Source organism: Acetobacter tropicalis (assembly GCF_001580915.1).
Taxonomy (GTDB): Bacteria; Pseudomonadota; Alphaproteobacteria; order Acetobacterales; family Acetobacteraceae; genus Acetobacter; species Acetobacter tropicalis.
The window spans coordinates 33841-45973 of record NZ_LHZQ01000200.1 but is presented as its reverse complement, the minus strand read 5'-3'; the positions used below and the strand labels follow the sequence as shown (position 1 = coordinate 45973).

General features: G+C 48.5%; 6 protein-coding genes. All 6 read left to right on the top strand.

From position 1 onward, the window contains the following. A partial coding sequence (locus AD944_RS07605; protein ID WP_061474812.1) for a glycogen synthase occupies nt 1-1202 on the top strand: 1202 nt, incomplete at its 5' end. A gap of 2 nt (nt 1203-1204) precedes the next feature. Further along, nucleotides 1205-3430, top strand: coding sequence for a 1,4-alpha-glucan branching protein GlgB (gene glgB, locus AD944_RS07600; protein ID WP_045543353.1), 2226 nt, complete (start codon nt 1205-1207; stop codon nt 3428-3430). Next, nucleotides 3427-5556 (top strand): glycogen debranching protein GlgX, encoded by a 2130-nt coding sequence (gene glgX / locus AD944_RS07595; protein ID WP_035381488.1) that lies wholly within the window; start codon nt 3427-3429, stop codon nt 5554-5556. The genes glgB and glgX overlap by 4 nt, the downstream gene beginning before the upstream one ends. Further along, the gene (gene treZ, locus AD944_RS07590; RefSeq protein WP_045543354.1) at nt 5553-7331 is read left to right on the top strand and encodes a malto-oligosyltrehalose trehalohydrolase; all 1779 of its coding nucleotides are present in this window, start codon (nt 5553-5555) and stop codon (nt 7329-7331) included. The genes glgX and treZ overlap by 4 nt, the downstream gene beginning before the upstream one ends. After that, nucleotides 7328-9349 (top strand): 4-alpha-glucanotransferase, encoded by a 2022-nt coding sequence (malQ, locus tag AD944_RS07585; RefSeq protein ID WP_045543355.1) that lies wholly within the window; start codon nt 7328-7330, stop codon nt 9347-9349. Before treZ ends, malQ begins: the two co-directional genes overlap by 4 nt. Further along, the gene (treY, locus tag AD944_RS07580) at nt 9346-11982 is read left to right on the top strand and encodes a malto-oligosyltrehalose synthase (protein WP_052427272.1); all 2637 of its coding nucleotides are present in this window, start codon (nt 9346-9348) and stop codon (nt 11980-11982) included. Before malQ ends, treY begins: the two co-directional genes overlap by 4 nt. Nucleotides 11983-12133: the final 151 nt, after the last annotated feature.

Below are 12133 nucleotides of genomic sequence, written 5' to 3'. Positions count from 1 at the left end.
GATCCAAAATTACTCCATCTGTGAGATTTCCGCGTCGACCCGATCTTGTCTTGGCGCATGATTGGCCCGCAGGATTAACAGCCGCGTATCTTCACTTTACGCCTGAAGCCACACCTCCCGTTGTGCAAACCATTCATAATATTGCGTTTCAAGGGCGTTTTAGTGCTGAGTATCTTTCCTCCTTCGAGCTTCCCATTGAAGGATTTTCACAAAATGGATTTGAATTTCATGGGGATATCGGATTTTTAAAGGCAGGTTTATATTATTCGCGATGGCTGATTGCCGTTTCCCCCAATTATGCAGAAGAAATACAGACCGCAGAATTTGGTATGGGCTTGCAAGGGTTATTGTATAGTCGGAGGGCCAGTTTAAGCGGCATTCTTAACGGAGTAGATACGGATGTCTGGAACCCGGAGACAGATCCAGATATCCATTTTCCGTACAAAGCGGGAAACGTATGGACCCGCAGATCAAACAAGGCCGCTTTTCAAGCTGAATTTGGCCTGACTCAAAATCCTGATGCTCTCCTTATCGGCGTTGTCAGCCGCCTGACAGATCAGAAAGGGATAGATCTACTGGCGGAAGCTATGCCAGTTCTCATGCGGCAAAATCATGCTCTGCAATGTGTAGTTGTGGGAGGAGGGGAACTCCACATTGAACGGCAGCTTGGGCACCTTGCTCGTCGCTTTCCAGGACGTTTTGCCTGCACATTACGGTATAGCGAAAGCTTGGGCCACCGTGCTCAGGCTTCTGCTGATGTTATTTTTGTACCTTCCCGTTTTGAACCCTGTGGGCTTACGCAACTTTATGCCCTGCGCTATGGCGCGGTGCCAGTTGTTTCAAGGGTAGGAGGGCTGGCAGACACTATTATTGACGCGAATGCCGCGGCTCTTTCCGCTGGTTGCGCCACGGGTTTTGTTTTTTCCCCCAATGATGCTACGGCGATCATTAACGTCATGCACCGTGTTTATAAAGTCTTCTGCGATAAACCGTTGTGGACGCACCTTCAAAGAAACGGCTCTCAGCAAGATGTGTCTTGGCAGAGACCAGCAGCCCAATATGGCGATTTATTCAGAAAGCTGGTTCCATCCCACCATAGCAATCAAGCCGATGTTCTGTCTTTCAGCGCTAAAACTGCGGCAGGCAAACGAAACATTGCCCGGCGCCCTCCCATCGCCGGTTCAGAACGCTCGGTATCTTGACAATGACGCAACGTGAAACGGCAAAAGCGCTCCCAAGTGTAACACAAGAGCAACTTTCTTCCCTACTACATGGTACCTGCGGTGATCCATTTTCTTTGTTGGGCAGACATAGATCCGGAAGATCTGACATTATCCGTGTGTTCATGCCGGATGCCCGCGAAGTGCGCCTGGTTCGCTGGACACGCACAGGCGTTCAGCGTGAACAGGCCATGAAATGTGTTGCGCAGGCCGGGTTTTATGAAGCACGCATTCCCACTGGTGCCCCTTATAAATTACGGATTGGATGGGCAGATGGGTGGGAAGAAGGGGCAGATCCTTACTCTTTTCCGCCTCTTCTGAGCGCACATGATCTGCATCTTTTTGCAGAAGGAAAACACCGCGAACTGGCCCAGATGATGGGTGCTCAATCCATGACCATTGAGGGGGTGGCGGGCGTACGGTTTGCTGTATGGGCTCCCAATGCGAGAAGCGTGTCCGTGGTCGGAGACTTCAATCTCTGGAACGCCCGGCGTCATCCCATGAGGCTCCGGCATGACGGCGGCATCTGGGAACTGTTCATTCCCAATGTAATGCCGGGGTCGCGTTACAAATATGATATGACAGGCCCTGATGGAGCGCGCCTGCCATTGCATGCTGACCCTTTTGCTCTGGCATCCGAAATTCCACCCGCTACAGCATCTGTTGTGACCTCCTCCACAGAGTTTGAATGGCATGATGACGCGTGGATGGACCGCCGCGCTACATTGCATAAGGAAAATGCTCCTCTCTCAATTTATGAATGTCATGTAGGATCATGGCGACGGCCCGATAAGGATGGCACACGGGTTCTGACGTGGGATGAACTCAGGGAAACCCTTATCCCTTATGTTGTTGATATGGGGTTTACTCATATTGAGCTTATGCCAATCATGGCCCATCCTTTTGATGGATCATGGGGATATCAGCCCCTCGGTTTGTTTGCTCCCGTACCCCGACAAGGAAGCCCGCAACAGCTTGCCGCTTTTATAGATGCCTGCCATCAGGCTGGTTTGGGTGTCATTCTCGATTGGGTGCCAGCTCACTTTCCAAATGATGTCCACGGGATAGCACTCTTTGACGGCACATGCCTCTTTGAGCATCAAGACCCTCGAGAAGGCCTGCACCCTGACTGGCATACCCTTATTTATAACGTAGGACGAAACGAGGTACGAGGGTTTCTGATTGCCAGCGCCTTGATGTGGCTCAACAAATATCACGTTGACGGCCTGCGCGTGGATGCCGTGGCCTCCATGTTATACCGTGATTACAGCCGCCCCCATAATGGTTGGGTTCCTAATTATTATGGAGGCCGGGAAAACCTTGAATCTGTTGAGTTCTTGCGGGAGCTAAACACCGCAGTAGCGCAGTACGCGCCTACAGCCTTGATGATTGCAGAAGAATCAACCGCATGGCCTGGCGTTACGCGAAGCGCAGATAGTGGCGGCCTCGGGTTTCACTACAAATGGAACATGGGGTGGATGCACGACACCCTGTCCTATATTGGCCGGGACCCACTCTGGCGCCGTTATCATCATGATAACATTCTGTTCGGTCTGCACTACGCTTTTTCTGAAAAATTCGTTCTTCCCCTTTCTCATGATGAAGTTGTGCACGGGAAAGGCTCCCTGCTTTCTCGCATGCCCGGAGAAGGGGGGACGCGTTATGCAGGGCTACGCGCCTACCTTGCTTTCATGTGGGGGCATCCCGGCAAAAAGCTTATTTTTATGGGCGCAGAACTGGCTCAGTGGGACGAATGGGACCCTTGCGGTGAACTCGCATGGAACATGCTTGACACCCCTTGGGGACGAGGGATGCATGCCTTGATGCGCGATCTGAACCGTCTCTATCGGACAGAACCGGCTTTTCACCAACGCGACACCCATTCTGACGGATTTGCCTGGGTCATTGGTAATGACACAGAAAACAGTGTTTTTGCCTGGCTCCGTTACGGAGACGAAGGAAAACCCATTCTTGTTGTGTGCAACATGACACCAGTAGCACGGCTCGATTACCGCATAGGGGTTCCTTTGGCAGGATGGTGGGCAGAAAGACTAAACACAAATGCGGGTGAATATGGAGGAGAAGGGGCAGGCAATACGGGGGGGCGCAGTACAGAGCAGGTTGTATCTCATGGGTATGAACAATCCTGCGTTTTGTATCTCCCGCCCTTGAGCGTTCTGTATCTACAACATGAAGGACATGCCGGATGACATCATGGAGTGATGCCCTGCTGCCAGGACTGCCTTATCCTCTCGGAGCGACATGGGACGGAAATGGTGTCAATTTCGCTGTATTTTCTGGCCACGCCCAACGTATTGAACTCTGTCTATTTGATGCATCGTCACGCAAGGAATCCCAACGTTTTAAATTACCAGAATATACAGATGAGATCTGGCATGGTTACTTGCCAGGCGCGCGCCCCGGCACTCTGTATGGCTTTCGCGCTTTTGGTAACTATGAACCCATGCAGGGACACAGGTTCAACCCCCATAAGCTTCTCCTAGACCCATATGCACGCGGTATGGCTGGCCGCCTGACATGGACTGATGCTCTTTTCGGGTACCGCATTAACGCAGCGCGGGCGGATTTAACGCAGGATAAAAGAGACAGCGCTCCTTACATGCCCCGCAGCGTTGTCTGTCATAATGCTTTTGATTGGGGCGATGACAAACGCCCGCATGTGCCATGGGAAGACACGGTTATCATGGAAGCGCATCCACGCGGTCTATCCATGCTGCGTTCGGATATCCAGTTTTCCAAGCGTGGAACGTTTTCTGCCTTATGTGAAAACTGGTTTGTGGCCTACCTCAAAAACCTTGGGGTCACTACCTTGGAACTCATGCCCGTTCAGTCTTTTTTGACAGATCGCTATCTGCAGGACAAAGGACTGGTCAACTATTGGGGGTATAATACTCTTTCTTTCTTTGTGCCGCATGCAGGTTATATCGCCTCTGGTTCTTTAAATGACCTATGCATGCTCGTTCGTATTTTGCACGCATCGGGCATCGAAGTCATTCTGGATGTTGTCTATAATCATACGGCTGAAGGAAATGAACTTGGTCCAACGCTGTGTTATCGCGGCTTGGATAACGCAAGTTACTATCGCCTGGCACCAGACAATCTCCGCTGCTGCATCAACGATACGGGGTGCGGCAATACGTTGAACCTCTCCCATCCGCGGGTTTTGCAGATGGTCATAGACTCTCTGCGATACTGGGCGGAGACGTTTCATATTGACGGTTTTCGATTTGACTTGTGCACGACCTTAGGCCGCGAAGACTACGGCTTTGATCAACGAAGTGGCTTTTTTGATATTTTAAGACAGGACCCACTCCTGTCTCGCCTTAAACTGATTGCGGAACCCTGGGATCCAGGTCCGGGAGGGTATCAGATTGGCAACCATCCGCCCGGTTTTGCAGAATGGAACGATAGTTATAGAGATACCAGCCGACGGTTCTGGAGGGGGGATGAAGGGCAAAGAGGCCTGATTGCAGCCCGCCTTACCGGATCAGGCGATATTTTTGAACGTAAAGGCAGACGTCCCTGGAGTTCTGTCAATTTCCTGACAGCGCATGATGGCTTTACCCTCATGGATGTTGTGAGTTTTAATCAACGACACAACGAGGCCAATGAAGAAAACAACCAAGACGGCCATGGTGAAAATTATAGCACCAACTGGGGGGAGGAAGGACAAAGCGAAGATCCCGGCATCCTGCATGTACGCGATGCAGTTCGGCGCGCAATGTTTGCTACTCTCCTTTTGTCACAGGGCATACCGATGCTTTTGGCTGGGGACGAATTTGGGCAGACCCAGAATGGTAATAACAATGCCTATTGTCAGGATAGTGTCGTCAGTTGGCTGAACTGGTCACTTCTGGACACACCTCGAGAAATGGAAATGGCTGCATTTGTCAAACGGCTTCTCGCAGCGCGTCAAAATCATTTTTCCATAAATTCTGGACGATATCTACATGGTCATACTGAGATCAGCCCCGAGATAACTGACATTGGCTGGTTTTCGACCGATGGAAGCTCCATGAGCGTAGAAGAATGGGAGCGACCAGAAGGACGTACACTTGCCTTAAGACGCGCAGGCTCTCGTAAGGATGAAAAGGATATTACCCTTCTTTTACTAAATGCGAACGCCGACCCACAACTTTTTACTCTTCCTCAACCGAGCGGAGAGTGGCGGTTTATTCTGGAAAGCGCACGGCCCGACAAAGAAGAAAGTCTGGATTTTTCTCCTTTGACCGAAATTGAAGTAAGCGGACGAAGCGTCTTGCTGCTGGCGTATCGCCCAATCCCTGCCACTAAAGAAGCAGGAGCACCCTCATGAAGTCCTCAACCCGGTTCATGCCCCGTTGGGGGGCTTGGCACAAGGAAGACGGAACAACCCGTTTTCGGATATGGGCACCCCATTATAATAAGATTGCTGTTGCTTTAGAGGATAAACCCGCAATTGAGATGTCCCGGGATCAGGAAGGCTGGCACGAAGTTACTTTTCCATGTGCAGCAGGGACACTTTATAACTATCAACTCTCGTTCGGCACACTCATTCCTGACCCGGCATCTCAATGTCAACCAGAGGATGTGCATGGAAAAAGCTTGATTGTAGATCAGGGAGCCTATCAGTGGCGCACCCCACATTGGCGCGGCCGATCGTGGGAAGAAGCCGTTATTTATGAAGTTCATGTAGGGGCCGCAGGAGGATATGCCTCCATCATTAAGCAACTGGATGCACTTTCTGATCTTGGCATAACGGCTATTCAACTGATGCCGTTATCTGAATTCCCTGGCGGGAGAAACTGGGGATATGATGGTGTTTTTCCATATGCTCCAGAATCAAGCTATGGCACGCCGGATGATCTGAAAGCTCTTATCGACGCGGCTCACGAACGCAACATCATGGTTTTTCTGGATGTTGTCTATAATCATTTTGGGCCAGAAGGAAATATTCTCTCCCAATACGTTCCTACATTCTTTGACCCAGATCGACAGACAGCATGGGGACAAGCAATAAGCTTCACACTTCCGGTCGTGCAGGATTTTTTTCTAGATAACGCACTCTATTGGCTCAATATTTACCACTTTGACGGATTACGACTGGATGCAGTGCATGCCATTGCCCCTCAATCCTGGCTTCGGGATCTTCTGCAAAACATACGGGCAGAATGTGATCCGGAAAGGCATATTCACCTTATTCTTGAAAATGAGAATAACGATGCCTCCCTGCTGCGTGCAGGCTACTCCGCCCAATGGAATGATGATGCCCACAATGCCCTACATGTTCTTTTAACAGAAGAAACAGAAGGATATTATGGGAACTTCGCTCACAACCCCACACAGGATCTTGTACAGGCCCTACAGGAAGGTTTTGTTTATCAAGGACAAATTTCGCCCGATACACAAAAACCGCGGGGACAACCCTCTGCAGATTTACCTCCCACCTCTTTTATTTTCTTTCTCCAAAATCACGATCAGATCGGCAACCGTGCTTTAGGAGACCGGCTATCCACACAAATAGACCATGGCGTTTTAGGTGTGGCTCATGCTTTATTATTGCTATCCCCGCAAATTCCTATGCTTTTTATGGGAGAAGAATGGGGATCAAAAACGCCATTTCTCTACTTTGTCAGCCACAGTGAAGGCTTGAATACACTTGTCCGCGAAGGACGGCAGAAAGAAATGGCTTCTTTTTCTACTTTCAGTAGTCAGGAGGCGGCAAATCTTATTCCTGACCCAGCATCCCCTGATACTTTCAAGCGTTCGTGTTTGCACTGGTCTGAACGCACTCAATCTGAACATGTACAAACCTACGAAACAGTAAAAAAACTTCTTTCTGTTCGACAGGAACATATTGTTCCTCGGCTACATAATGCACGATCTGCCTCAAGCCATATCTGGGCTCCGGGAGCCTTCGCTGTCAGTTGGCATATGGGGGACGAAAGAATACTCGAGCTTTTTGTCAACTTCTCGGACACAGACATTACTCTGCTTACCGGCTATGCGGGAGTTGTTCTCTATCGTTCTGTGAATCAGGACTGTAAAATTAACCATACGTTAAAAGCTCATAGTTTCATAGCGACCTTACGAAAAGGTTCTGAACGATGACAAAACGTGATCTGCATCAGGCTGCTAAAAAAGCAGGGCTCGCCATTTCATGGCAGGATGCGTTCGGCAAGACCCATCGCACGGACCCTGATGTACTCAAGGCACTTCTTCAAACTTGTTCGTTCGGAGAGGAAAAAAAATATCCCACCTTGGTAAGCGTGAAAGTTGGGGAAAGTATATGTCTGCCTATTAATAACAAAGGATCAGAATCTTTTTTATTAAAACATGAAGATAATACGCAGACGGAAGGAAAAATTTCTCCCAATAAGGACGGGGTCTTTCAACTGCCGCCTTGTCACAAACCGGGCTACCATAAGGTGGAAATCGCTGGAACAGAGGTTACCCTTGCGGTTGCCCCCGAAACTTGCGCCGCGCTGACATTCCGCGATGAAGGCTCTCGAGCATGGGGCCTTACTGTACAAATTCCCGCACTCAGGCAAAGCAATGATACCGGTATCGGACATTTAGGAAGTGTTGCAAAACTCGCCAAAATAGCCGGGCAGGAAGGAGCGGATGCTCTTATGATGAGTCCGCTCCATGCTCTCTGCCCTTTACGCCCGGAACGATGCAGTCCTTATTCCCCTTCCAGCAGACGATTTTTAAATCCGCTTCTTGCAGATTTGCGGACATGCTTCCCTAAACAACTTATTCACACTGTTTACCGTCAGCACCCAGAATGGGCGGCACAAATTACAGAAAGAACAGCAGAAAAGCTGATCAACTGGAAAGCCGCAGGCACATTGAGGTTTCAGGTGCTTCGGGTACTTTATGAAAAACATATTCGTCCATCTCCCCCCCAAGAGATGCTCTCTTTCATTCAACAGGGAGGAAACGCGTTAAAAAACCATGCGATCTTTGAGGCGCTGCAAGTTTCTCTAAAAACCCGAGGCCCCCGCGGAGACAACTGGAGGCTATGGGAAGCCCCCTTCAAAAAACCGACTACTCCTGAAATTGCCCGCTTTGCCCATCTGCATCAGGAAGAGGTTGGTTTTTGGCTATTTTTGCAATGGCTCGCTGCAAAAAGCCTGAAATACGCGGCCAGTACGGCTCATGATGCGGGAATGTCCATAGGATTAATTGCAGATATTGCCGTAGGCCTTGATCCGTCCGGAGCCGAGTGCTGGGCACAGCAGGACGGTTTTCTTATCGGCGCTTCCATCGGCGCGCCACCGGATCAACTCGCGCCCAAAGGCCAGAATTGGGGGTTAACCACGTTCTCTCCTCAAGCTCTCCAACAAACGGGTTATGAAGCTTTCATTGCCATGCTGCGGGCCGGTTTTGCTGCGGGCGGCGGGATCAGGTTTGATCATGTGATGGGACTTGAACGGATATGGTTGATACCAGATGGTGGGAATTCAAACGAAGGCACGTATCTCACTATGCCCCAGAAAGACCTGAAAAATCTTCTAGCTCTTGAATCCGCAAGAGCCGGAGGCATCGTGATCGGGGAAGATTTGGGAACTGTTCCCAAAGGTTTCAGAAGCCGGATGGCGGAAAAGAAAATATGGGGAATGAATGTGATGTGGTTTACGAAAACCGCGTCAAACCAGTTCCTTCCCCCAGCAGCATGGCCCCCTACAGGTGTTGCCATGACAACCACACATGACCTCCCGACTGTTGCTGGATGGTGGCTGCAAATGGATAACCCTGCCCAGGAGAACAGCAGTGAAGAACATCAGGAAGAGAGCGACCGCCAAGGAGAAAGAAAAGCTTTATGGACAATGCTGAGAGATAATACCGCAGAAAATCAGGATCTCTCTTTGCCTCCTGTAAATGCAGATGGGGCTACTACTGTTGTTGATGCAGCAATTCATGCGGTAGCGAGCACACCATGTCCTTTGATGCTTCTGCCGATGGAAGATCTTCTGGGATTAACAGATCAACCTAATGTGCCGGGAGATCAGAAACTGCATCCAAACTGGCGCAATCGATACCCAGTCACGGTAAAAAACCTCAGACAAAACCAAGATATCTCGCGCCGATTTTCCATTATGAACACAACAAGATATAAAAAATGACCACTCTAAGGGCAACCCTGCGACTTCAAATCCATAAAGATTTCACCTTATATGATGCATGTGAGCATATCGATTACTATAAGGAACTTGGTATCAGCCATCTTTACCTCTCTCCTCTCTTTGAGGCGCGACCTGGTTCCAGTCATGGTTACGATACTATTGATTACAGTCGCATTAGTCAGGAGAGGGGAGGGGACGCTGGGCTTTTACAGCTCAGTAAGGCTGCCCATGCCCGCGGGATTGGTTTAATACTGGATATTGTGCCCAACCACATGGCGGTGGGGGCGGATAACAGATGGTGGCAGGACGTTCTGACATGGGGCCGTTCTTCCCGTTACGCTCCTTTTTTCGATATTGACTGGAGTGAAACACGCCATCGTCCTGGAAATACTATTCTTCTTCCTTTTCTTGATCGCCCCTATGGCGAAGCGTTAAAAGATGGTCTTCTGATTTTATATTATGATGCCGAAAAAGACTCTTTTTCTATCAGGCATTATGAACATTCATTCCCCATCTGCCCGGAGCATCTTTCTTTAGATACGAAAAACAATTGTGGGCCGGAAGAACTACATAATTCAACTCAGAATATTTTAGATTTTTATAATATCCCCTCGAAAGAGCAAATAGAAAGATTACATACCCTTTTGGAAAAACAGTGTTACAGGCTGGCTTGGTGGCGTGTAGCCGATGAGACAATAAACTGGCGCCGTTTTTTTAACATCACGGATTTGATCGCTCTCAATATTGATAAGGACTTTGTCTTTGACGCCGTTCACGCTTACGCTCTTACTCTGTACGAACACGGCGTTATTGACGGTTTTCGTGTGGACCATGTTGATGGGCTGGCATTGCCTGGGCATTACTGCCAGCATCTGAGGCAGGAAATGCAGCAACGGAATGCGTTCCGTCCTTCACTCTCACCGGAAGAACCTATCCTCTTTGTAGAAAAAATTCTGGCTGATGGAGAAAAACTCCCCTCAGCATGGCAGGTCACCGGCACGACAGGCTATGATTTTCTGGAAGAGGTTAGCCTTTTACTGCATGATGATTCTGGAGAAGACTGCCTTACTGCCTTATGGGCAGAGACAGCACCCGACTGGTCCGGTTATGAAGCAGAGAGCCAAAGTGCCCGTATTGAAGTGGCAGAAACATTGCTCTCTGGAGCAACTGATAATTTTATTGCTACTGTTTATTGTCTCACAAGGCAGGATATTACTCTTCGTGATTTTACGGAGCGAGACATCCGCCTTCTTATCACAACGCTTCTCTCACTTCTGCACATGTATCGAACATATAGCGCAGACAATCTTAACCAAACTGGTTATTTATCACCCATATCAGGTAACCAGACTATATTTCTTGAACACGCATATGAACAACTTACAAAAAAAATGCCCATTAGATTATCGCCTTTATTAAACTGGATAAGGGAAAAACTGGCAGGAAAATATAATGATCATGAAATAGTAAGATCTTTTGAGCATTTAAGCGCTCCCCTTGCGGCTAAAGCTATAGAAGACACAGTTTTTTATCGCTATGGACGTTTACTCTCCCGGAATGATGTCGGGACAGATCCTGCACATTTTTCTATGTCAAGTGCCCAATTTCATCAGGCAATGCGAGCACGAAGAAAACACTACCCGGATAGTATGCTCGCAACTGCCACGCATGACCACAAGCGGGGAGAAGACGCCAGAGCCCGGCTCGCCGTGCTTTCATCGTGTTCCTCAGAATGGAGTGAGGTAGTCGCAACATGGTCCACAATAAACGCCCCTCTGAAGGGACAATATGGGCCAGATAAAATAGATGAATTGATTTTGTATCAAACTCTTATTGGAGCATGGCCATTAGAACAGATTAGTCCTAGCTTTTCATTTAAGGAGCGTGTTAGCGCCTGGCAAATAAAGGCAATACGTGAAGCCAAACGGCATGGCAGCTGGGCCGACCCGGATGAAAATTACGAAACCGATTGCCTGAAATTCATTGAGAAAGTTTTTCAGCATGAGCCTTTTCTGATAGAATTTAATCTCTTCTTCCAAAAGATAGCACCAGCAGGTGCGCTAAACGGCCTCACACAAACTCTTCTCCGTTTTACGGTCCCCGGTGTGCCCGATACGTATCAAGGTACAGAATGGTGGGATTTTAGCTTGGTTGATCCAGACAACCGAAAAGCTGTTGACTATAAAGCGAGATCAAAGGCTCTCCTTGGCAAGAAACCATTCTGGCAAGCTGCCAAACGCTGGGAAAACGGACATATCAAGCAAATTTTGATTCAAAAAATACTTGAGATACGCGGTCTATGGCCAAGCCTTTTTGCAGAAGGAGATTACAGTTCGATTACAGTAGAAGCCAATTTTGCAAAATCTCTTGTTAGTTTTGTTCGCCATACTACTACAGAAAAAATTCTAATTTTAGCCCCGAAGCATGGTTTTTTGTTAAACCCAGATTCCATTGACTTGAATACATTAGATTTTTTACAGAGTGGCCGAAAAATTATAGAAAAAACGGAATACACATGGAAATCCATACTCTGGGAGAATGTATGTATACGAAGAAGTGGTGAGGTTACCATTCCCTCGTCCTGCCGTTATTTTCCTGTAGATATTTTGGTTCCTGATTTTGACGAAACTTAAAGCGCATTTCTCAAGACCGTGCTCATCACTGCCCCTCCCATTCGCTAAAATTTCTTTTTCTCATCGGGAAGGAAGGCGTAATCACACATGATTATTCTCGGCTACAGTGCCTTAAAATTTCTTAATGATTGAGAGTGGAAAATATACGCCT

Excerpts from the sequence above, each read along its gene's own strand:
- glgB (WP_045543353.1), top strand. The coding sequence starts at position 1,205 with ATGACGCAACGTGAAACGGCAAAAGCGCTCCCAAGTGTAACACAAGAG.
- malQ (WP_045543355.1), top strand. The coding sequence starts at position 7,328 with ATGACAAAACGTGATCTGCATCAGGCTGCTAAAAAAGCAGGGCTCGCC.
- treY (WP_052427272.1), top strand. The coding sequence starts at position 9,346 with ATGACCACTCTAAGGGCAACCCTGCGACTTCAAATCCATAAAGATTTC.
- treZ (WP_045543354.1), top strand. The coding sequence starts at position 5,553 with ATGAAGTCCTCAACCCGGTTCATGCCCCGTTGGGGGGCTTGGCACAAG.
- glgX (WP_035381488.1), top strand. The coding sequence starts at position 3,427 with ATGACATCATGGAGTGATGCCCTGCTGCCAGGACTGCCTTATCCTCTC.